18 protein-coding genes are annotated in these 20651 nt (G+C 66.7%); 11 read left to right on the top strand and 7 right to left on the bottom strand.

Annotated features, from left to right (window positions below; all coding sequences use genetic code 11):
- The first annotated feature begins 173 nt into the window (after positions 1–173).
- Genes ACQ7JA_RS19190 through ACQ7JA_RS19180 form a run of 3 tightly spaced genes read left to right on the top strand, consistent with a single transcriptional unit; the run spans position 174 to position 3429 of the window.
- The gene (locus ACQ7JA_RS19190) at positions 174–572 is read left to right on the top strand and encodes a hypothetical protein (RefSeq protein ID WP_430900643.1); all 399 of its coding nucleotides are present in this window, start codon (positions 174–176) and stop codon (positions 570–572) included.
- The gene (locus ACQ7JA_RS19185; RefSeq protein WP_430900641.1) at positions 573–2042 is read left to right on the top strand and encodes an RAD55 family ATPase; all 1470 of its coding nucleotides are present in this window, start codon (positions 573–575) and stop codon (positions 2040–2042) included. It begins immediately after the preceding gene.
- A gap of 7 nt (positions 2043–2049) precedes the next feature.
- Positions 2050–3429: a hybrid sensor histidine kinase/response regulator gene (locus ACQ7JA_RS19180; RefSeq protein WP_430900639.1), complete on the top strand. Its 1380-nt coding sequence runs from the start codon at positions 2050–2052 to the stop codon at positions 3427–3429.
- Positions 3430–3433: 4 nt separating this feature from the next.
- On the opposite strand, the gene ACQ7JA_RS19175 is transcribed toward ACQ7JA_RS19180, so the two are convergent.
- Complete coding sequence (locus ACQ7JA_RS19175; RefSeq protein ID WP_430900637.1) at positions 3434–4627, bottom strand: pyridoxal phosphate-dependent aminotransferase; 1194 nt, start codon at positions 4625–4627, stop codon at positions 3434–3436.
- Between the two features lie 71 nt (positions 4628–4698).
- Entirely contained in the window at positions 4699–6225 is a 1527-nt protein-coding gene (locus ACQ7JA_RS19170; protein WP_430900635.1) for a peptide MFS transporter, read from the bottom strand.
- A gap of 160 nt (positions 6226–6385) precedes the next feature.
- Here ACQ7JA_RS19170 and ACQ7JA_RS19165 point away from each other — a divergent pair, with 160 nt between their 5' ends.
- Positions 6386–7363 (top strand): amidohydrolase family protein, encoded by a 978-nt coding sequence (locus tag ACQ7JA_RS19165; protein WP_430900633.1) that lies wholly within the window; start codon positions 6386–6388, stop codon positions 7361–7363.
- Positions 7364–7456: 93 nt separating this feature from the next.
- Complete coding sequence (locus tag ACQ7JA_RS19160; protein ID WP_430900631.1) at positions 7457–9847, top strand: TIM-barrel domain-containing protein; 2391 nt, start codon at positions 7457–7459, stop codon at positions 9845–9847.
- A gap of 101 nt (positions 9848–9948) precedes the next feature.
- Here the strand turns inward: ACQ7JA_RS19160 and ACQ7JA_RS19155 are convergent, their stop codons facing one another.
- Both ACQ7JA_RS19155 and xth read right to left on the bottom strand, forming a co-directional pair.
- A complete protein-coding gene (locus tag ACQ7JA_RS19155; protein ID WP_430900629.1) occupies positions 9949–10572 on the bottom strand; it encodes a LysE family translocator in 624 nt (207 codons plus the stop codon).
- A 63-nt stretch (positions 10573–10635) separates the two neighbouring features.
- Positions 10636–11421, bottom strand: a complete 786-nt coding sequence (gene xth / locus ACQ7JA_RS19150; RefSeq protein ID WP_430900627.1) for an exodeoxyribonuclease III — start codon at positions 11419–11421, stop codon at positions 10636–10638.
- A 183-nt stretch (positions 11422–11604) separates the two neighbouring features.
- On the opposite strand from xth, the gene ACQ7JA_RS19145 reads away from it, so the two are divergent.
- From ACQ7JA_RS19145 to ACQ7JA_RS19130, 4 genes are read left to right on the top strand one after another with little or no spacing between them, the layout of a single operon-like run.
- Positions 11605–12435, top strand: a complete 831-nt coding sequence (locus tag ACQ7JA_RS19145) for an ABC transporter substrate-binding protein (protein WP_430900625.1) — start codon at positions 11605–11607, stop codon at positions 12433–12435.
- A 21-nt stretch (positions 12436–12456) separates the two neighbouring features.
- A complete protein-coding gene (locus ACQ7JA_RS19140) occupies positions 12457–13152 on the top strand; it encodes an amino acid ABC transporter permease (RefSeq protein ID WP_430900623.1) in 696 nt (231 codons plus the stop codon).
- Between the two features lie 10 nt (positions 13153–13162).
- The gene (locus tag ACQ7JA_RS19135; RefSeq protein ID WP_430900621.1) at positions 13163–13840 is read left to right on the top strand and encodes an amino acid ABC transporter permease; all 678 of its coding nucleotides are present in this window, start codon (positions 13163–13165) and stop codon (positions 13838–13840) included.
- Positions 13841–13868: 28 nt separating this feature from the next.
- Positions 13869–14594, top strand: a complete 726-nt coding sequence (locus tag ACQ7JA_RS19130; RefSeq protein ID WP_430900619.1) for an amino acid ABC transporter ATP-binding protein — start codon at positions 13869–13871, stop codon at positions 14592–14594.
- A 16-nt stretch (positions 14595–14610) separates the two neighbouring features.
- On the opposite strand, the gene ACQ7JA_RS19125 is transcribed toward ACQ7JA_RS19130, so the two are convergent.
- The gene (locus ACQ7JA_RS19125) at positions 14611–15996 is read right to left on the bottom strand and encodes a family 43 glycosylhydrolase (protein ID WP_430900617.1); all 1386 of its coding nucleotides are present in this window, start codon (positions 15994–15996) and stop codon (positions 14611–14613) included.
- 273 nt (positions 15997–16269) lie between these two features.
- On the opposite strand from ACQ7JA_RS19125, the gene ACQ7JA_RS19120 reads away from it, so the two are divergent.
- Both ACQ7JA_RS19120 and ACQ7JA_RS19115 read left to right on the top strand, forming a co-directional pair.
- A complete protein-coding gene (locus tag ACQ7JA_RS19120; RefSeq protein WP_430900615.1) occupies positions 16270–16884 on the top strand; it encodes a pyridoxamine 5'-phosphate oxidase family protein in 615 nt (204 codons plus the stop codon).
- Positions 16885–16922: 38 nt separating this feature from the next.
- Complete coding sequence (locus tag ACQ7JA_RS19115) at positions 16923–17270, top strand: GFA family protein (protein WP_430900613.1); 348 nt, start codon at positions 16923–16925, stop codon at positions 17268–17270.
- Between the two features lie 21 nt (positions 17271–17291).
- Here the strand turns inward: ACQ7JA_RS19115 and ACQ7JA_RS19110 are convergent, their stop codons facing one another.
- Both ACQ7JA_RS19110 and ACQ7JA_RS19105 read right to left on the bottom strand, forming a co-directional pair.
- Positions 17292–18038, bottom strand: a complete 747-nt coding sequence (locus ACQ7JA_RS19110; RefSeq protein WP_430900611.1) for a pseudouridine synthase — start codon at positions 18036–18038, stop codon at positions 17292–17294.
- 21 nt (positions 18039–18059) lie between these two features.
- Positions 18060–20642, bottom strand: coding sequence for a [protein-PII] uridylyltransferase (locus tag ACQ7JA_RS19105; RefSeq protein WP_430900609.1), 2583 nt, complete (start codon positions 20640–20642; stop codon positions 18060–18062).
- Between the last annotated feature and the right edge of the window lie 9 nt (positions 20643–20651).

The following is a 20651-nucleotide window of genomic DNA, read 5'->3' as shown; positions in this document are numbered from 1 at the left end:
CATCTACCAAAATGTTTCAGGGACAACGTAGGCGGTGTAGTCAGTTTGCCGGAATGACACGTTATAATGCTGCCTGCACTGGGGGGCCGCCTCGGCATCCATTGCCGCGTGCTGGCGCCAGCCCAGTTGATCCAGAAACCCATCAGCGGCATTCATTGCTCAACGACGAAGACATGACCAAAAGTACGGGCGCGCCGGATTCCGCGGCCGGGGGCGGCAACTTGTTGCAGCCGTGGCGGCGCATCGCACAGCAGCTGTGCCCGCTGATCGGGGAAAGCGGCTTCTGCGCATTGTTCGGACGGACCACCCACGTGGTCGCCCCCGAGCACGGATGGCTGGCGCCGCAGCAGCCCTGCCGCTCGCCAGAACAGCTGTTCGCTTCCCTGGAAGAGCGCCTGGCCAGCGTCGACGCGGCGCGCGCCGCCGCCGCCAACGAAGCCTTGCTGCGGACCTTTACCCAGCTACTTTCCGCACTCATCGGTGAAAAACTGACCCAGCGCCTGCTGGCGTCGGCCACGGCCACCGCGGAACCCGCACCAGGCCAGCAGACGAATGTACAGGAGCAGAAATAAATGAGCGACAAAGTAAGCTTGGGAAAACTGGCCACCGGCGTGCCGGGGCTCGATGTTCTCCTGGGTGGAGGATTGAGTGAATTCTCGTTCAACCTGATCACCGGCGCTCCTGGCAGCGGCAAGACCACCCTGGCCCACCAGATCATGTTCGCGCTCGCCGGTCCCGAGCGGCGCGCGCTGTTCTTCACCGTGCTGGGCGAGCCGCCGCTGAAGATGCTGCGCTACCAGCAGCAGTACAGCTTCTTCGAGATGGACAAGGTCGGCAGCTCGGTGCGCTACGTGAACCTGGCGACCGACCTGCGCGCGGGCGACTTCAGCGGGGTGCTGGAACGGATCACTAAAGAGGTCGAGGACTTCGCCCCCAGCCTGGTGTTCGTCGATTCCTTCCGCTCCGTCATCCAGACCGGCAAGCCGGGCATCGAGGGCATGAGCGACCTGCAGTACTTCGTCCAGGAACTCGGCACGCGCATGACCAGCTGGCTTGCCACCACCTTCCTGATCGGCGAATACCAGAACAACGAGATCGAGGCCAATCCGATCATGACGGTGGCCGACGGCATGCTGGCCCTCTCGCAGAACCACGAGCAGAACGCGGTGGTGCGCAAGATCCGCGTGGTCAAGATGCGCGGCCAGGCCCACCTGTCCGGCTCGCACACCTTCCGCATCACCGATGCCGGCCTGCGCATCTACCCACGCCTGCTGCCGCCGCTGGCGGCAGACCGCCAGCCGGGCATCTCGGTCGATACCGAAGCGCGGCGCATCCCGACCGGCGTGCCGGGCCTCGACGAACTGCTGCACGGCGGCCTGCCGCAGGGTCACTCCCTGCTGGCGGTCGGCCCGACCGGCTGCGGTAAGACCGTCCTGGGCTCGGCTTTCCTGCGCGCCGGGATCGAGCTCGGCGAGAACGGGGTCATCATGTGCTTCGAGAAGGGTACGGCGCGGCTGCGGAACGCCGAGCTGGCTCGAATGGTGCAGTCCGGCCACGTTGCCGTCGTCGAGACGCGCCACATCGACATGACGGCCGAGGAATTCGAGGACGACCTGCTGGTCGCCATCGAGCGCACCGGCGCGCGCCGCGTGGTAATCGACTCGCTCTCGGAGTTCAGCCTGTATCTCGCGCCCGAATGCCGGCGCGACCTGCGCGAGGGCGTGTTCCGCATCCTGACCAGCCTGGCAAAGAAGGGCGTCACGGTGCTGGTCACGGTCGGCCTGGACGACCGCAGCATCGACATGAACTTCGCGCGCGCGGACCTGGCCTACCTCACCGACGCCATCGTCGCCATGCGCTACGCCGAGGTCGACGGCGTGGTGAAACGCTATATGTCGATCGTCAAGGTACGCGGCACCAGCCACAGCCACGACCTGCGCGAATTCGTGATCACCGACGACGGGATCGAGGTCGACCCCTTGCCAGCGCAGGTGAACGGCGTCCTGTACGGGCGCGTCGACAGCGTCAACTCGGGGAAATGAGGATGGCATGGGAACGTACGACGAATCGGCTGGCGGCTCGGAGCAACGTTCCCTGATGGACGACGACGCGCTCCCATCCGGCCTGCTGCGCGAACAGCAGCTGCAGCAGCGCATCCTCGCGCTGGAGGCGGAGCTGTCGGAAAGCCGCGTCCTGGCCCATGACCACGCCCGCCTCGTCGAGCAGGTCGAGCAGCTGCGCGAGGCCAACGAACACCTGGTGATGGCCACCGTCAGCGCCCAGTCGCTGCGCGACCTGGCCGAAGCCACCAACCGCCGCCAGACCGAATTCCTGGCCATGCTGGCGCACGAGCTGCGCAACCCGCTCGCCCCGCTGAGCATGTCGTCCAGCTTGCTCCAGAGCCTGGGCGGAAGCAACCCGCAGCTTGCCCACGTGGCCGGTGTGGTGCGGCGCCAGGTCGACCACATGGCCCACCTGCTCGACGACCTGCTGGACGCGGCCCGCATCAGCAGCGGCAAGATCACGCTGTCGGTGCGCCCGCTGGCCCTGAACGGCGCGCTCGACCAGGCCATCGAGACCGTGGCGCCGCGCATCCGCGAGCGCCAGCAGCAGCTCCAGGTATCGCTTCCCGACGAGCCGCTGAACATCGAGGGCGACCCGGTGCGCCTGACCCAGGTTTTCGCCAACCTGCTCGGCAACGCGTCCAAGTACACCGGCAACGGCGGCCGCATCGCCCTGCGTGCCTGGCGCTCGCAGGAAGAGCTGGTGGTCGAGATTTCCGACAACGGCAGCGGCATCACGGCCGAGATCCTGCCGCAGGTCTTCGATCTCTTCATCCAGGGACCGCGCTCGCTGGCGCGCTCCGAAGGCGGCCTGGGCATCGGCCTGAACGTGGTGCGCAACCTGGTCGGCATGCATGGCGGGACCGTGACGGCCGACAGCCCCGGGGAAGGACGGGGCAGCACCTTCACGGTGCGCCTGCCGCTGTCCGTGGCGCAGGCGCCGGCGGCAGAGATGCCGCACGGCCCCAGTGCGGCCGAAGGCGCCAGTCGCATCCTGCTCATCGAAGACAATGTGGACGCCTGCGATACCCTGTGCACCCTGCTCGAACTGGCGGGCCACGAAGTCACCGTCGCCTACGACGGGCATGCGGGCCTGGCCGAAGCGCAGGCGCGCCATTACGACATCGTCGTCTGCGACATCGGCCTGCCCGGCATCGACGGGCTGGAAGTGCTGGCGCGCCTGCGCGCCGCTTCCGAGGGCGCCGCGGCGCGTCCCTTCGCGATCGCGCTGTCGGGCTATGGCCAGCATGAAGACCGCGAACGCGCACTTCTCGCCGGCTTCGACCGCTACCTGGTCAAGCCGGCCGCGCCGGACGCGCTCCTGGCCCTGGTGGGCGAGGCGCGCGAGCTGCGCCTGCTCGCCTGATCCGTCAACGGCCCAGGAAACGCCGCAGGCGCCCGAGCGCCTCCTCGATCCGCTCCAGCTTCGTCGCATACGAAAAGCGCACGTGCCGGCTGGGCGCCGCGAAACCGAAATCGTCGCCCGGCACGATCGCCACGCGGGCTTCCTTCAACACCGACCAGCAGAAGGCCGTACTGTCCTTCGCCTGGTGGTGCGGCAGGGCCGAGATGTCGGCGTACACGTAGAACGCGCCGTCCGGCATCACCGGCACCCCGAAGCCCAGCTCGCGCAGGGCAGGGACGAGATAGTCGCGGCGGCGCTGGAATTCGCGCCGGCGTTCCTCGTAGATGCCGAGTGCTTCCGGCGTGAAGCAGGCAAGCGCCGCCTGCTGGGCCACGGTGGGCGCGCAGATGAAGAGGTTCTGGGCCAGCTTCTCGAAGGTCGGCGCGAGCAGCTCCGGCACCACCAGCCAGCCGAGGCGCCAGCCGGTCATGCTGAAATACTTCGAGAAGCTGTTGACGGTGATGACCTGGTCGTCGATGGCCAGCGCGCTGACCGGCTGGTGGTCATAGGACAGGCCCTGGTAGATCTCGTCGATGATGGCGAAGCCGCCGCGCTCGCGTACGGCTGCCAGCATGGCGCGCAGCTGCTCCGGCGTCATCGAGGTGCCGGTCGGGTTCGAGGGCGATGCGACCAGCACGCCGCGGGTGCGCTCGTTCCAGTTGGCGGCCACATGGGCGCTGCTCAGCTGGTAGCGGTCTTCGGCGGGCGCCGGCACCAGCACCGGCTTGCCCCCGAAGCTCGATACGAAATGCCGGTTGCAGGGATAGCAGGGGTCGGGCATCAGGACTTCGTCGCCCTCGGCCACCAGGGCCGCGCAGGCCAGCAGCAGGCCGGCCGAGGCGCCGGCGGTGACCACGATGCGGCGCGGGTCGATGTCGAGGCCGTGCACGCTCGCATAGTGGCCGGAGATCGCCTCGCGCAGCTCGCGCAGGCCGAGCGAATCGGTGTACTGGGTGATGCCGCCCTTGATGGCTTCCATCGCCGCATGGGCGACGACGTCGGGCGCGGTGAAGTCGGGCTCGCCGACGCTCATGCTGATGACGTCGATGCCGTTGCGGCGCATTTCGCCGGCGGCCTTCACCATTTCCATGACGCGGAAAGGTTCGATGGCGTGGACGCGCTGGGCGACCGCGAGGTTGTGGGGAAGATCGATGCTCATGCCGAATCCAAAGAAACCGATCCGCCATCTTACCGTACGGTGGGCGGCCGCGTGGCCGCCCACCGTAGGAATCATTGATGCGCGTGGTGGGTCGCCGTGAGCCTGCGCATCAGCGGCAGCGCCGCCAGCGCGATCAAGGTGCAGGCGATCGCGGCCAGGCCCAGCTTGTTGAACAGGCTCGTATAGATCGGCAGCGTCTGCACCGGGTCCACCACGTCGCGCGGCACGCTGGCCAGGTTCGCCACCACGCCGCCCAGGTACTGCGAGATGCCCACGCCCACATAATAGGCGCCCATCATGAAGCCGCCCATGCGGGCCGGCACGTAGCGCGCGATCATCGCCAGGCCCAGGCCGCTCACCAGCAGTTCGCCCAGCGAATACAGGCCGTAGCCCGCGATCATGATCCAGGACGAGGTCAGGCCGTCGACGGCGAAGGCGCCGGCCACGCCGTAGGTGAAGAAGCCGGCCGCCACCACGGCGAAGCCGAGGGCGAACTTGGCGGCGATCGAGATGTCTCGTCCGCTCGCCCCGGCGCGGGTGTAGATGAAGGCCAGCACCGGGCTCAGCACCATGATCCAGATCGCGTTCAGGGCCTGGAACTGGGCCGGCGACCAGGTCCACAGGCGGTTGCCGAAGACGTAGAAGCCGAGGTCGACATTACGCAGCGCGAACAGGGACAGCGAGGTCGACATCTGCTGGTAGAAGATGAAAAAGAACACCGTCTGCAAGGTCAATACGAGGGCCGCGATCAGGCCGGCGCGCTCGCTCGGCGCGCTGGAACGGATCAGGTGGAAGAAGATGCCGAGCACGACGAAGCCGGCCACGTAGACGAAGGCACGCGCCAGGCTTTGGTATTCGAGGATGACGGCCGAGGCGGCGACTGCCACCAGGCCGCCGCCCAGCACGGCCAGGAGCTTGGACATCTCGAGCGGCCGCGCGTCCGGCGGCGAACCCACGTGCGACACGGTCGCGCGCAGCACGCCCACCGTGAGCAGGCCGACGAACAGGCCCACGCTGCACACGGCAAAAGCGACGTGCCAGCCCAGCTCACCGCCGTAGCTGGCGTTGACGTAGTCCTTGATCCACGGCGTGGCCAGCATCGAGAAGGTCGAGCCGACGTTCACCGCCATGTAATACAGGGTGAAGGCCGAGTCGATCTTGGAATCGTCGCCTTCGTAGATCTTGCGCACCAGGTTGGCGGTATTCGGCTTGAACAGGCCATTGCCGACCACGATCACGCCCAACGCCGAGAAGGTCATCCAGGTATTCGTGGTGGGCACCGCCATCAGGGCGTAGCCGAGGGAGAGGATGATCCCGCCGAGGACCATGCAGCGGCGGGTGCCCAGCACCTGGTCGCCGATCCAGCCGCCGATGGCCGGGGCCACGTAGATCAGGGCCGCGGCCGCGCCCCATACCAGGTTGGCGCGGCTGTCTTCGAAGCCGAGGCGCTGCACCATGAAGTAGACGATCAGCGCCTGCATGCCGTAGTAGCCGAAGCGTTCCCACAGCTCGATCAGCGCCACCGTGAGGAAGGAGCGGTTTTTGCTCACCTTGTCGTTCGCCCCCTGGGCGGCGCCAGGCGGAATCTCGTTCTTCATTTGTCTCCCTTGTCAGTACGGTCGGTGTGCCCAGGCGGCAATCCGGCGATGCTACGCGAGGAGCATGCAACGTGCAATCTTGACAGCCGTTGCTGCCAATGCGATAACATACCGTTCCCCGGCCATGCAGGCCGGGTGGTTTCTAGTGCGAGGTGTATGTATGAGGCGTGTTCCTGTCCTGCTGTCCGCTGCCGTGATGCTGGCCTTGTCAAACCTGGCCCAGGCGGCGCCTGCCGCGCCCTCGACGCCGATGCGCGCCCCGGTCGCCGATCATCACCAGTACGTCTACAGCCCCGCCGTGGCGGCCTTCCTGTCGTCGAGCGCCCCCTTGCAGCCGGTGACGGCGCAGGACCTGATCGCCCAGCTCGATGCCGCCGGCATCGAGCGCGCGGCGGTGCTGTCGGTGGCCTGGGTCTATGGCCGCCCCGCCCAGCTGCCGGACGACGAATACGACCGGGTGCGCGCCGAGAACGACTGGGCGGCGCGCCAGGCCGGCGAATATCCGGGACGCCTGGTGGCGCTGTGCAGCGTCGATCCGCTGAAGGACTACGCCCTGGCCGAACTGGCGCGCTGCGCGGCAAGTCCGGAATTCGGCCGCGGCATCAAGCTGCACCCGGCCGCCGGCGTGCGCCTCGACGATCCGGCCCAGATGGCGCGCGTGCAGCGCGTGTTCCGCTCGGCGAACGCGCGCGGCATGGCGATCGTGCTGCAGCTGCGCGGCACCAGCGCCGAGGGCGCGCACCTCCTGATCGACCAGCTGCTGCCGTTCGCGCCCGACGTGCCGGTGCAGGTGGCGTATGCCGAGCCGCCGCCGGCCGGCGCCAGGGCGGGCGAGGGCGCCACGCCGCTGGCCGCCCTGGCCGTGCTGGCGGAAGCCGCCGCGCGCCAGGACCCGCGCATGCGCCAGGTCTGGCTCGACGCTTCCTCCTTCGCCCGTCCGGGCCTGTCGCCGGCCGATGCGCGCCGCGTCGTGCGGCGCCTGCGCCAGGTCGGCATGGAGCGCGTGCTCTACGGTTCCGAGACCGCCGTCGGCCTCGAGGTGCCGCCGCGCGACGCCTGGGCCGCCTTCCGCAGCCTGCCGCTGACCGATGCGGAAGCCGCGCGCGTGGCCAACAATGTGATGCCGTATTTGCGCTGACCCGGCAGCCCGTGTAATTTTCTTACAAGAATACTGTCTCGCCGGCGCGATTTCTGTCATGCTCTCGCTTGGCTAAAACGACAACCGGATTCCATGACGCATACGACGATTGCCCGCCTCGTGCTGTGCCTGCTGGCCAGCCCGCTCGCCTTTGCCCAGAACGCTGACCGCCAGCTGCAGGGCGCCACCAGGAACCAGAACACGCTGGAACTCGCGACCAGCGACGGCCGCTACCTGATCAAGCCCTATTCGGCGGACGTGGTCGAGACCACCTTCATCCCGAAGGGCGAATCGCATGACGAAGCGTCGCACGCCGTGGTGCTGGCGCCGGTCAGCGTGGGCGCGACGCTCAAGGACGAGGGCGCGCGCCTGGTGTACGCCACGAGCGGCATCTCGGTGGTGGTCGAGAAGCAGCCCTTCCGCATCAGCTACCTCTACAAGGGCAAGCCCCTGGTGGCGGAGAAGCGCGGCTATGGCCGCAGCGCCGACCTGGAAACCATCGAGTTCGCGCTCGAGAATGGCGAGGCGCTGTACGGCGCCGGTGCGCGCGCGGCCGGCATGAACCGCCGCGGCAAGCGCTTCCAGCTCTATAACAAGGCCGACTACGGCTATGGCGCGACCTCAACGTTGTTGAACTACACGATGCCGCTCGCCCTGTCGTCGAAAAAGTACGCGATCCACTTCGACAATCCGCAGACCGGCTGGCTCGATTTCGACAGCCGCGGGGACGGCACCCTGCGCTACGAAGTGATCGGCGGGCGCAAGACCTACCAGGTGGTGGCCGGCGACAGCTGGGACGGCGTGATGGCGAACTACACGGCGTTGACCGGCCGCCAGCCGCTGCCGCCGCGCTGGGCCTTCGGCAACTTCGCGAGCCGCTTCGGCTACAAGAGCGCAGCCCAGACGCGCGAGGTGGTCGACCGCTTCATCGCCGAGAAGATCCCGCTGGATGCGGTGGTGCTCGACCTGTACTGGTTTGGCAAGACCGTCAAGGACACGATGGGCAACCTGGCCTGGGACCGCGACACCTTCCCGAACGCCGAGAAGATGATGGCGGACCTGAAGGCGAAGGGGGTGAAGACCATCGTCATCACCGAACCCTTCGTCCTGACCACCTCGGGGCGCTGGCAGGAAGCGTCGCAGCAGCCGGGCGTGCTGGCGACGGACAAGGACGGCAAGCCGGCCACCTACGATTTCTATTTCGGGAACACGGGCCTCGTCGACCTCTACACCCAGCAGGGCCGCGACTGGTTCTGGAACATCTACAAGGGCCTGAAGCAGGGCGGCGTGAGCGGCTGGTGGGGCGACCTGGGCGAGCCGGAGGTGCATCCCTTCTGGGTGCGCCACGGCGGGAACAAGAGCGCCGACCAGGTCCACAATGTCTATGGCCACGACTGGGCGCGCCTGATCGCCGAGGGCTACAGGAAGGATTACCCCAATGAGCGGCCGTTCATCCTGATGCGCGCCGGTTACTCGGGCTCGCAGCGCTTCGGCATGATCCCCTGGTCGGGCGACGTCAGCCGCGGCTGGGGCGGACTGCAGTCGCAGATGGAGATCTCGCTCCAGATGGGCATGCAGGGCCTGGCCTATATGCACTCGGACCTGGGCGGCTTCGCGGGCGCGGTGCTGGACGACGAGCTGTACGTGCGCTGGCTGCAGTACGGCGTGTTCCAGCCGGTGTTCCGCCCGCACGCCCAGGACGATGTAGCGCCGGAGCCGGTGTTCCGCGCCGAGCGCACCAAGGTGCTGGCGCGCGAAGCGGTGTGGCTGCGCTATGCCATGCTGCCGTATAACTACACGCTCGCTTTCGACAACAGCACGACCGGCATGCCGCTGATGCGCCCCGTGCTGTTCGAGGAAGAGGAAGCGACCGCGATGTCCTCGACTTACCTGTGGGGCCGCGACTTCCTGGTCGCCCCGATCGTGGAGCCGGGCGCCACGCGCAAGGAAGTGCACTTCCCGGGCAAGGGATCGAGCTGGTTCGATTTCCACACGGGCGAGAAGCACCTGGGCGGCATCACCGAGATCGTGAAGCCGGAAGAGGCCAACATCCCGGTCTACGTGCGCGCCGGCGCCTTCGTGCCGATGGCGAAGGTGGTGCAGAGCACCCGCGACTATTCGACCCGCCACATCGACCTGCACTACTACCACGATGCCGGCGTGGCCAGCAGCGAGGGCAAGATGTACGACGATGACGGCGAGACCGCCGACGCGTATGGCAAGGGCAAGTACGAGATCGTGCGCTTCGCCAGCCGCCATGCGGACGGCAGGCTGGAGATCCGCTTCAGCACCGAGACCGGCAAGGCGCAGGCGCCGCAGGAACGCGGCTTCGGGCTGAAGGTGCACAATGTGGGGGCCAGGCCGCGCGCCGTGACGGTCGACGGGAAGGCGGTGCGCTTTGTCTGGAACGACAAGCACAAGCTGCTCGAAGTGCCGGTGGCGGCGCGCAAGCAGCCATCGAGCTCCGTGGTCGTTACCTTGTAGGGTGGTCGGCTTCGCCGACCGCGCGTTCAACTACACGGTGAATCGTCGCGCATCGACTGTTCACGTACGGATTGAACGCGCGTTCGGCAGAGCCGAACACCCTACCGCGCCACGATCAGGCGCAGGCCGAGGCCTACGAAGATCGCACCGGCAACGCGATCCAGCCACATCCCCGCGCGCGGCGTGCGATTCAGCCACTGCCCGATGGTTCCCGAAAAGTAGCCGAGCAAACCGAACAGCAGCGCCGCCTGCGCGGTGAAGATCAGGCCCAGCCAGGCGATCTGCCAGTTCGCATCCCCGCGCGAGGCGACCACGAACTGCGGCAGGAAGGACAGGAAGAACAGCACCACCTTCGGGTTGATCGCATTCGCCACCAGGCCCTTGAAGAAGAGCTGGCGCGCCGATTCGTCCGGCACGCCCGCCGCGACCTTTGCGCCGCCGCGGCTGCGCAGGGCCTGGAGGCCCATCCAGACCAGGTAGAGGCCACCCACGACCTTCAGCGCCGTGAAGGCCACCGGCGAGGCGGCAATCAGCGCACTCACGCCGATCACGGCGAGCAGGGTGTGGTTCAGGCAGCCCAGCGCGCAGCCCAGTCCGAAGGCGATTCCGCGTGCGCGTCCCTTGGCGATGCCGGCGCCCAGCACCATCATGTTGTCGGGGCCGGGCGAGAGGGTGATCAGGATGGCGGCGGTCAGGAATCCAAGGAACTGTTCGGGCGTGAGCATGGCGCTGGCTGGCTAGGGACGGACCGGCATGTTACCGCAAAGCGTGCACCTTCAAGCCCTGGGCTACAGCGCCGCGCTCATGTCCAGTTCGACCCAGGTCGGCGCGTGGTCGCTCGGCTTTTCCTTGGCGCGCTGGAACTTGTCGACGCCGGCGCCGCGCAGGGCGGGCGCCAGGGCAGGGCTGAGCAGCAGGTGGTCGATGCGGATTCCCGCGTCGCGCCCGAAGGCGTTGCGGAAGTAGTCCCAGAAGGTATACACCACCTGGTCCGGGTACAGGGCGCGGATGGAGTCGGTCCAGCCCTGCGACATCAGGCGCTCGAAGGCGGCCCGGCTTTCGGGGCGGAACAGGGCGTCGTCGACCCAGCGCTCCGGCTTGTAGACGTCGAGATCCGTCGGGATCACATTGAAGTCGCCGCACATGACGACCGGCGCCTTGGCCGCGAGCAGCTCGGCACCGCGCTGGATCAGGCGCTCCATCCAGGCCAGCTTGTAGTCGAATTTCGGACCGGGCGCCGGATTCCCGTTCGGCAGGTAGAGGCCGCACACCACCAGGCCCTGGTAGACCGCCTCGATATAGCGGCTTTGCTCGTCGGTCGGGTCGCCCGGCAGCCCGCGCTGCAGCTCTTGCGCCGGACCGTCGCGGGTGAGGATGGCGACGCCGTTCCAGCTCTTCTGGCCGTGCCAGATCGCGTGGTAGCCGGCGTCGCGGATGGCGTTTTCCGGGAATTTTTCCTGTGGCGCCTTGAGTTCCTGCAGGCAGACGACGTCCGGCTTGCGTTCGTCGAGGTATTCGAGCAGGGCGCCGATGCGTGCGCCGATGCCGTTGACGTTGTAGGTTACGAGCAGCATAGTGTCTCCGCTTGCGTTCATGATTGCCCCCTACTCTAGCATGCCGGAATGCCAAGAGACGGGCCGAAGATTTTGCGGCCTTTATAGTCCAGAGCGCATTTTCTTATGGCTAATTGTTCGTTCGGCCTTGCAAGATCATGCCGTATACTGTTCCGATTGAATTTTTGTAGCCTGGAGAAGAATATGTTCACCCGTCGTTCCCTCATCCTCGGCACGTTCGCCCTGTCCGCCAGCCTGCTGGCTACTGCCGCGCAGGCCGACCAGCTCGCCGACGTCAAGAAGAAGGGCACGATCGTCTTCGGCGTGCTGGGCACGGACGAGCCGAACAGCTTCATCGACCCGAAGACCCGCCAGCTGGTCGGTTACGAAATCGACATCGCCACCGCGGTGGCCAGGAAGATCGGTGTCAAGCCGGTGTTCAAGCAGATGTCGGTCTCGGCCCGCATCCCGGAGCTGCAGCAGGGCCACGTCGATGCGCTCGCCGCCACGCTCACCCACAACAAGGAGCGGGAAGCCCAGGTCGACTTCGCGCTGACCCACTTCGTGACCGGCTCCAAGGTCATGGTCCGCGCCGGCAGCGGCATCACCGCGCTGCCCCAGCTGGCCGGCAAGAAGGTCGTCACCGTGCGCGGCGGCACCCAGGAAACCAATATCCGCGCCGCCGTGCCGACCGCGGAAGTGGTGACCTTCGAGAACACCCAGCAGGCCTTCCAGGCGCTGCGCCAGGGCAAGGGCGTCGCCTACGTCAACGACGAATCCTCGCTGCTGGCCGACTACGGCAAGCTGGGCCCGGCCGCCAAGGGCTTCACCATCCTGCCGACCTCGATCGGCAACGAGTCGATCGCCCTCGGCCTGCGCAAGGGCGAGAAGAGCCTGAAGGCCGTGGTCGACCAGACCCTGCGCGAGCTGGAAGCCAGCGGCGCCGCCGAGCAGCTGTTCAACAAGTGGTACGGCCCGGGCACCCGCGCCAACATCGCCAAGCGCAGCTTCAAGATCAGTACCGACAAGATCTGATCGCATTTCTAAGGTAGTGCTTTGCAGTTTTTCGATCCCAGCATCCTGCAATCCGGCCAGTACCATGACTGGCTGGTGCAGGGCCTTGTCCTGTCCCTGCAGCTGACCGCTGCCAGCTTCGTCGTCGCGTTGCCGTTTGGCGCGGCCGTGGCGCTGATGCGCACGTCGTCGTTTGCGCCGCTGCGTGCGATCGGCGCCACCATCGTGGAAGGCATCCGCAACGTGCCGCTGCTGGCGCACCTGCTGTTCTGGTACTTCGCCTTCCCCGAGCTGCTGCCTGAAGGCGCGCGCGAATTCCTGTATGCGCACAATCCGGAAGCCGTCTGCGCCGTGATTGCCCTGTCGCTGTACAGCGGCGTGCACATGGCCGAGGACATCCGCAGCGGCATCCGCGCGGTGCCGGCCTCCCAGCTGGAAGCGGCCCGCTCGCTCGGCCTGGGTCGATTTGCCGCCGTGCGCCTGGTGCTGCTGCCGCAGGCCTTCCGCGCCTCGGTGCCGCCGCTGCTGTCGCAGACCGTCAACCTGTGGAAGGACACCAGCGTGGCCACCGTCATCGGCGCGGCCGAGATGATGTACCAGGCCGCGCGCGTGGAGACCGCGAGCTTCCGCAGCGTCGAAGCGTTTACCTTCGCCACCCTCGCTTACCTCACGGTCTCGCTCCTGATTTCCTTCGCCGCCTACCTGTACCAGCGGCGCTACCCGGTCCGTCCGGCATAAGGCGGTTCACATGCTCGAACTGATCGATACTTACTGGCTCTACTTCCTCGTCGGCCAGTATCCCGAGGGGCCGCTGGGCGGCCTGGCGCTGACCGTGCTGCTGTCCTTCGGGGCGCTGCTGCTGGCGATGCCGCTGGGCCTCCTGCTCGGCGTGGCGCGGGTCAGCAGCCATCGCGCGGTCCGCTGGCCGGTGGCGACCCTGGTGCAGCTGGTGCGCGCCGTGCCGCTGCTGCTGGTGGTGTTCTGGGTCTACTTCTTCCTGCCGGCCGTGACCGGCGTGAAGACTGGGCAGGCCACGACCATGCTGATGGTGCTGGTGCTGTTCGACGGCGTCTACCTGGCCGAGATCGTCGCAAGCGGCATCCGCGCGCTGCCGAAAGGGCAGCTGGAAAGCGCCCGTTCGCTGGGCCTGTCCTATCCGCAGGCGCTGCGCCTGGTGGTGCTGCCGCAGACCTTGCGCAACGGCCTGCCCTCGATCGTCAGCCAGCTGGTCTCGACCATCAAGGCGACCTCGCTCGGCTACATCATCGGCCTGTCGGAAGTGTCCTTCATCGCCACCCAGGTCAACACCCTGGTGTTCACCCACGCCGTCGAGGTCTACCTGATCCTGGCCCTGAGCTATTTCATCCTCTGTTTCGGCCTGTCCCGCCTGGCCTTCCTGCTCGAGCGCCGCCTGGCGCGGGTATAGGAAAATCAACTTTACGGTAAGTCTAACGATGATCGTTCTCGATAAAGTCAACAAGTTCTACGGCGACTACCACGCGCTGGTGGACGTCAGCGAACGGGTGGAAAAGAACGAGGTGGTGGTCGTGTGCGGCCCCTCCGGCTCGGGCAAGTCGACCCTGATCCGCACCCTCAACCGCCTGGAAGAAATCGACGGCGGGTCCATCGCCATCGACGGCCGCGACATCCACGCCAGGGGCACCGACGTCGACCGGCTGCGCGCCGGCATCGGCTTCGTCTTCCAGCACTTCAACCTGTTCCCGCACCTGACCGTGCTGGAGAACTGCACGCTGGCGCCCGTCAACCTCAAACGCGCCACCCCGAAGGAAGCGCGCGAGTACGCCATGACGCTGCTGGAGCAGGTGGGCCTCGCACACAAGCGCGATGCCTATCCGAATGCGCTGTCGGGCGGCCAGCAGCAGCGCGTCGCCATCGCGCGCGCCCTGGCGATGCGTCCGCCGATCATGCTGTTCGACGAGCCGACCAGCGCCCTCGACCCGGAAATGGTGGGCGAGGTGCTGCAGGTGATGCGCTCGCTGGCGCACCACGGCATGACCATGGTTTGCGTGACCCATGAGATGGGCTTCGCGCGCGAAGTCGCCGACCGCATCGTCTTCATGAGCGAAGGGAAGATCCTCGAACGCGGCAAGCCGGAAGACTTCTTTACCCATCCCCAGACGCCGCGCGCGCAGCAGTTCCTGGCCGACCACCGGCGCTAGGAGGGGCGCCGACGCCTCATCGGCGAATCAGCGACCACTGCTGATTGCTGGCACCGCTTGCCGGCCACTGGATGATCTGCGCGCCATCCGCCGTGCTGCGCGCGTTCACGTCCAGCACCATGCCGCTCAGCTGGTTCGCCACGGTGTGGTAGCCGACGGCCGGGCTGGCGAAGCGCCAGCGCTGACCGGCGCCCGCCCAGTAAGCCCACTGCGCGATGTTCGTGCCGGCCGTCGTCGAATTGCCGTAGTTGTCCAGGCTGCGCAGGCTGTGGGCGTTGATGATGCTGTAGTAGCCGTCTCCCTGGCCGATCACGTACCACTGCTGGTGCCGGGCATTGGTGCCGGTGAACTGCTGCACGGGCGCGCCGTCCGCGGTGGAGGCATTCGCCACCGTCAGGTCCTTGCCGCTCAGTCGCGAGCGGAAGCTGTAGACGCCGTCGCTGATGCCGCCGCAAGCGGCGAAGCTGGTGAAATTGCGCGTCAACGCAGGCCAACCATTGCTGTAGCTCATGCGCAGGATGTCGAGCTTGGCGTTGCCATTGTCCTGCAGGTCGTAATAGTGCGTGGAGACGAAGTTGCAGCCGTCCTGCTTCAGCAGCCCGATGTGGCCGGGGCCGCGGTACTTCCCGTCGGTGACGGGCAGCACGGTCCGGGTGCCGGAATAGGGGCCGCGGATATTCGTGGCCCGCTGCACCTCGACGTAGTACGTGCTGTCGCTGCCCTTGCAGCAGCTGCCGCGGTTGACGAACAGGTAGTAGTCATTGCCGTTGCGGGTGATATAGGGCGCCTCGATGTCCCTGTGGCCGCCGCCCCAGATGGTGCTGACGCTGCCGGCCAGCTTGCCGGTCGACTGGTTGATCTCCGCCAGCCCGATGCCGCCAAAGAAGGAGCCCCAGGACATATACACCTTGCCGTCATGGTCACGGAACAGGGCCGGATCGATCGCGTTGATGTCGGCCGCGCCGCCGAAGGACTCGACCACGATGCCGAGGTCGGTCCAGGCGGGGTTCTTCAATGAGGGCGAACGCGCCACCCCGATCGCCGAGGACGAGGTGCCGAAGGTCGATACCGAGTAGTACAGGTAGTACTGGCCGTTCATCTGGATCACGTCCGGCGCCCAGAAAGAGCCGGCGAAGTTCGGGATCTTGTTCTTGATCCAGGCCGGGTAGGTGGTGAAGACCGGCGCGGGGCCGCCGGTCCAGGTAATCAGGTCCTTCGAGGTGGAATACCAGATGCCGGTCCCGGTCGTAAAATTGAAGTAGGTATCGCCGTCCTTCGTGATCGTGCCAGGGTCGTGCGCGTTCTTCAGGCCCGCGAGTTCAACGGCGCGGGCGCAGGGAAGCGTGCCAAGGCCCGACGCAATGCCCAGGACCAGGCTGCAGGCGGCCAGAAGTTTGTTCATGGTGTCGTCTCCGGTGTGTTGTTGTCGTATGCTGCGCGGCCAGCATATGTAAACACGCACCGGCTTACCGATGAAATTATGTTGGCGCGCGATGCCGGTTCCGGTATCACGGCCGATTCCCGCATGCGGGCGGTCAGCCTGTTCTCAGGTCGCCGCGTCGGGTTGGTAGAGTATGTGCTGGCCCGGCACGCCGGCGCCACCGTTTTCTCCGATCGGTGGCCCGGGGCTTGTGGTAGCGTACGGGAATCGACGATTCTTGCTTTCCCGACGCACATGCCACAGCATCTCATCACCGATCTCGCCTCGCTCGAGGCCCTGTTTGGAAAAGTCGCAGCGCCCTCCATCGCCAAGGAAACCGATCATCTCCACCCAGTTTACGCACGCTGGATCGAGAGCGCGCGCTTTGCGCTGCTGGCGACGGCCGGTCCGGATGGCGTCGACGTCTCGCCGCGCGGCGACGCCGGCCCGCTGGTGCGCATCATTGACGCCCGGACGCTGCTGCTGCCCGAGCGGCGCGGGAACAACCGCATCGACAGCCTGCGCAACCTGATCCACGACCCGCGCGTGGCGCTGATCTTCATGATTCCGGGCGTCGGAGAAACGGTGCGGGTGCGGGGTAGGGCGCAGATCGATATCGACCCGGCGCTGCTGGCATCGTTCGCGGTCGACGGCAAGCCGCCGCACTGCGTGCTGCGCATCGCGGTCGAGAAGGTGTTCTTCCAGTGCGCACGTTCGATCCTGCGCTCGCGCCTGTGGCGCCGCGAGGAACACGATACCTCGGGTGTACCGACGCCTGGAACGATGCTGGCCGCGCTCACGCAAGGCGGCATGGACGGCGATGCGTACGACAGCGCCTTGCCGCAACGCCAGCGCGACACGCTCTACTAGCTGGAAGACGTTTTACAGCAAACGACAAGGAGACAGGAATGATCTATGAAGGTAGCTGCCACTGCGGCGCGGTGGCGTTCGAAGCGGAGGGAGAGATCGACAGCGCGCTGGCCTGCAACTGCTCGATCTGCCGGCGCAAAGGTTCCCTGTTGTGGTTCATCCCGCGCGACAAGCTGCGCTTGAAGACTCCCGAGCAAGCGGCCAGTTCCTACACCTTCAACAAGCACGTCATCAAGCACCGCTTCTGCCCGACCTGCGGCATCCATCCCTATGGGGAGGGTGTCGACCCGAAGGGTAACGCCATGGCGGCGATCAACCTGCGCTGTGTGGAGAACGTCGACCTGGACAGCGTCCCGGTGCACCACTACGACGGCCGCTCGCACTGAGCGGCGCGCTTCAGAGCGACATCAGAACTTCTCTTCCGGGAGCAGGTAGCGCCACTGCCCCGGCGGCAGCTCGCCCAGCTTGACCTTGCCGATCCTGACCCGCTTCAGACCGATCACCTTCAGGCCCACCATGTCGCACATGCGGCGGATCTGGCGCTTGCGGCCTTCCTTCAGCGTAAAGCTCAACTGGTCATCGTTCTGCCAGCGCACCTTGGCCGGCAGCAGGGGCTTCCCGTCCATCCACAGGCCGTGGTTCAGCTTCCTGAGGTCCGCATCCGGCAGCTTGCCCGGCTTGGTGTACTGCACGCGCACGAGATATTCTTTCTCGATGTCGGTGGTCTCGCCGATGAGCTGCTTGGCGATGCGGCCGTCCTGGGTCAGCACGAGCAGGCCCACCGAGTCGATGTCGAGGCGCCCGGCCGGCACCAGGCTGCGCAGCTGGGTGGGGTGGAACTGCTCGCCCGACGGATCGTCCGCCCAGCGGTTCTCGGGCTTGATCAGGGTGACGGCCGGCTTGTAGCCATCCTCGGCTTGGCCGCTGACGTAGCCGACCGGCTTGTTGATCAGGACCGTGACGCGCTTGGACTGCTCGGCGGCGGCCTGGCGTTCGACGGTGATCTTCTGGTGCGGCAGCACCTTGCTGCCCAGTTCCGACACCACCTTGCCGTCCACCCGCACCCAGCCTTTGGCGATCCATTCATCGGCTTCGCGGCGCGAGGAGAGGCCGAGTTCGGACATGCGTTTGGAAAGGCGGATCGGTTCAGTCATCTGGAAAATACAAAAAATGGATCAAATCTTGAGGGCGTCGAGCAGGTCGGTCTCGAGCTGCACCTGCACGCGCGGGTTGTTCAGGGCGGCGCCGTCGATCAGGAAGACGTCCTCGACGCGCTCGCCCAGGGTCATGATCTTGGCGGTGTGCAGGTTGATGCGGTAGCGCGTGAGCACGTTGGCGATCGCGTACAGCAGGCCGGGGCGGTCGTTGGCGGCCACCGACAGCACGTGGAACTGGCCGCGTTCGTCCGGACGCAGGTCGACGGTCGGCTGGATCGGGAAGGTGCGCGACAGGCGCGACAGGCGTCCGCGCGAGGGCGGCGCCAGCGGCTCCTGGGACACCAGCTGCGCGCACAGCTCGTGCTCGATCAGGCTGATGATGTCGCGGTAGCTGCCGGCGAAGTTCTCGTCGGTGACGAGGAAGCTGTCCAGCGCATAGCCGTGGCGCGTGGTGTGGATCTTCGCGTCCAGGATGCTGAAGTTCTTGCGGTCGAAGTAGCTGCAGATGCGCGCGAACAGGTCCGGCTGGTCCTTGATGTAGACGGCCACCTGCAGGCCTTCGCCGATCGGCGCCAGGCGCGCCTTCACCACCGGTTTGCAGCTGTCGACCTTCTCGTACAGCGCGCGGGTCTGCCAGGCGATGTCGGAGGCGTCGTGGCGCAGGAAATAGGCCACGTCGAGCTGCTTCCACAGCGCCTCGTGGTCGTCGGCGCCAAGGCCGAACAGGCGCAGGGTGGCCAAAGCTTCGCGCTGGCGGGCGCGCAGCTCGCGGTCGGCGCTGTGCGGCTCGCCGCCCAGCACGCGCAGGGTCACCTTGTAGAGGTCCTCCAGCAGCTTGGCCTTCCAGGCGTTCCACACCTTGGGGCTGGTGCCGCGGATGTCGGCGACCGTCAGCAGGTAGAGGGCGGTCAGGTGGCGCTCGTCCTTGACCAGGGCGGCAAAGGCGGAGATCACGTCGGGGTCCGACATGTCCTGCTTCTGGGCGACGGTGGACATCGCGAGGTGCTGCTGGACCAGGAAGACGACCAGCTCGGTATCCTGCTCGGATAGTCCGTGGCCGCGGCAGAAGTCCTCCGCATCCTGCATCCCGAGTTCGGAATGGTCGCCGCCGCGTCCCTTGGCGATGTCGTGGAACAGGGCGGCGACATACAGCAGCCAGCGGTCGCGGAAGTTGGCGATCAACTGGCTGCAGAAGGGGTATTCGTGGGCGTGCTCCGGCATCGTGAAGCGGCGCAGGTTACGCACCACCATCATGATGTGCTGGTCCACCGTGTAGACGTGGAAGAGGTCGTGCTGCATCTGGCCGGTGATGCTGCGGAAGGCCGGCAGGTAGCGGCCCAGCACGCCCATGTCGTTCATGCGGCGCAGCGCGTGCAGCAGGCCCACCGGCGCCTTCAACACGCGCAAGAACAGGGCCTTGTTGGCCGGGTTGGCGCGGAAGTCCTCGTCGATCAGGTTCCGCGCATGCCACAGCGCGCGCATGGTGCGGGCGGTCATGCCCTTGATGTCGGGGCGCTCGGTCATGGCGACGAAGACGCCGAGCACGGTCGAGGGGAAGCGCTCGAAGGTGTCGTCCGCGGCGATGTCGATGAAGCCGTTGACTTCGTTGAAGTGTTCGTTGAAGTCGCCGCCGATCGGCACGCAGGCCGCCTGGCGCGGGAAGAGCTGGGCCTCGATATTCTGCAGCATGATGGTGTTGAGCTGCGTGACCACCTTGGCCGCCCAGTAGTAGCGCTGCATCAGGAATTCGCTGGCGCGGCGCCCGTCCGCGTTTTCCAGGCCGAAGGTCTTGGCGATCGCGGTCTGCACGTCGAACACCAGGCGGTCTTCGCGGCGCCTGGTCTGCAGGTGCAGGCGCACGCGGATGTCCTTGAAGGCGTATTCCTTCTCCATCAGCTGGCGCGCCTCGGTGCGCGTGATCAGCTTGGCGCGCGCCAGCTGGCTCCAGGACTGGGCCAGGCCCGCCGCCTTGGCCACCCACATGATCACCTGCAGGTCGCGCAGCGCGCCCGGGCTTTCCTTGACGTTGGGTTCGAGGGCGAAGGCGGTGTACTCGTACTTGGCATGGCGCAGGCGCATCTCGGCCGTCTTGGCCTGGAAGAAGGCCTGCGGATCGAGGGCCGCGCGGTAGCGGCGCCGCAACTCGTCGAAGAGCGGCCCGTCGCCCGCCACCAGGCGCGCTTCGAGCAGGCTGGTTTGCACCGTGATGTCGGCGCTGGACTCGACCAGGCATTCGTCCACGGTGCGGATGCTGTGGCCGATCTCGAGGCCCAGGTCCCAGAACAGCTGGACCAGGGACTCCAGGCGCGCCTGGGTGATGGCGTCGGCCGGCTGGCCGAGCAGGATCAGGAGGTCGACGTCGGAATAGGGGAAGAGTTCGCCGCGCCCGTAGCCGCCCACGCCCACCAGGGCCGTGTTGGCCGGCAGGCCGGCGGCGCGCCAGGCGTCGCTGAGGATGCCGTCGACGCAGGTGCGCAGGCCGCGCAGCAGCTTTTCCGGCTTGCCGTCCTGGTGGAAGGCGTCGATCAGGGCCTGGCGCTCGGTCTTGAGCCGCTGGCGCAGTTCCGTGCGTGAGCTGTCGAGGAGCGCCGGCTGGCCCATGATGGTGTC

Origin of the sequence: Massilia sp. BKSP1R2A-1 (genome assembly GCF_050586525.1) — a bacterium.
Classification (GTDB): domain Bacteria; phylum Pseudomonadota; class Gammaproteobacteria; order Burkholderiales; family Burkholderiaceae_D; genus Telluria.
Note: the sequence above shows the minus strand (reverse complement) of the source record. Positions and strands in the feature narration are given on the sequence as shown.

Excerpts from the sequence above, each read along its gene's own strand:
- ACQ7JA_RS19190 (WP_430900643.1), top strand. The coding sequence starts at position 174 with ATGACCAAAAGTACGGGCGCGCCGGATTCCGCGGCCGGGGGCGGCAAC.
- ACQ7JA_RS19185 (WP_430900641.1), top strand. The coding sequence starts at position 573 with ATGAGCGACAAAGTAAGCTTGGGAAAACTGGCCACCGGCGTGCCGGGG.
- ACQ7JA_RS19180 (WP_430900639.1), top strand. The coding sequence starts at position 2,050 with ATGGGAACGTACGACGAATCGGCTGGCGGCTCGGAGCAACGTTCCCTG.
- ACQ7JA_RS19175 (WP_430900637.1), bottom strand. The coding sequence starts at position 4,627 with ATGAGCATCGATCTTCCCCACAACCTCGCGGTCGCCCAGCGCGTCCAC.
- ACQ7JA_RS19170 (WP_430900635.1), bottom strand. The coding sequence starts at position 6,225 with ATGAAGAACGAGATTCCGCCTGGCGCCGCCCAGGGGGCGAACGACAAG.
- ACQ7JA_RS19165 (WP_430900633.1), top strand. The coding sequence starts at position 6,386 with ATGAGGCGTGTTCCTGTCCTGCTGTCCGCTGCCGTGATGCTGGCCTTG.
- ACQ7JA_RS19160 (WP_430900631.1), top strand. The coding sequence starts at position 7,457 with ATGACGCATACGACGATTGCCCGCCTCGTGCTGTGCCTGCTGGCCAGC.
- ACQ7JA_RS19155 (WP_430900629.1), bottom strand. The coding sequence starts at position 10,572 with ATGCTCACGCCCGAACAGTTCCTTGGATTCCTGACCGCCGCCATCCTG.
- xth (WP_430900627.1), bottom strand. The coding sequence starts at position 11,421 with ATGCTGCTCGTAACCTACAACGTCAACGGCATCGGCGCACGCATCGGC.
- ACQ7JA_RS19145 (WP_430900625.1), top strand. The coding sequence starts at position 11,605 with ATGTTCACCCGTCGTTCCCTCATCCTCGGCACGTTCGCCCTGTCCGCC.
- ACQ7JA_RS19135 (WP_430900621.1), top strand. The coding sequence starts at position 13,163 with ATGCTCGAACTGATCGATACTTACTGGCTCTACTTCCTCGTCGGCCAG.
- ACQ7JA_RS19130 (WP_430900619.1), top strand. The coding sequence starts at position 13,869 with ATGATCGTTCTCGATAAAGTCAACAAGTTCTACGGCGACTACCACGCG.
- ACQ7JA_RS19125 (WP_430900617.1), bottom strand. The coding sequence starts at position 15,996 with ATGAACAAACTTCTGGCCGCCTGCAGCCTGGTCCTGGGCATTGCGTCG.
- ACQ7JA_RS19120 (WP_430900615.1), top strand. The coding sequence starts at position 16,270 with ATGCCACAGCATCTCATCACCGATCTCGCCTCGCTCGAGGCCCTGTTT.
- ACQ7JA_RS19115 (WP_430900613.1), top strand. The coding sequence starts at position 16,923 with ATGATCTATGAAGGTAGCTGCCACTGCGGCGCGGTGGCGTTCGAAGCG.
- ACQ7JA_RS19110 (WP_430900611.1), bottom strand. The coding sequence starts at position 18,038 with ATGACTGAACCGATCCGCCTTTCCAAACGCATGTCCGAACTCGGCCTC.
- ACQ7JA_RS19105 (WP_430900609.1), bottom strand. The coding sequence starts at position 20,642 with ATGGGCCAGCCGGCGCTCCTCGACAGCTCACGCACGGAACTGCGCCAG.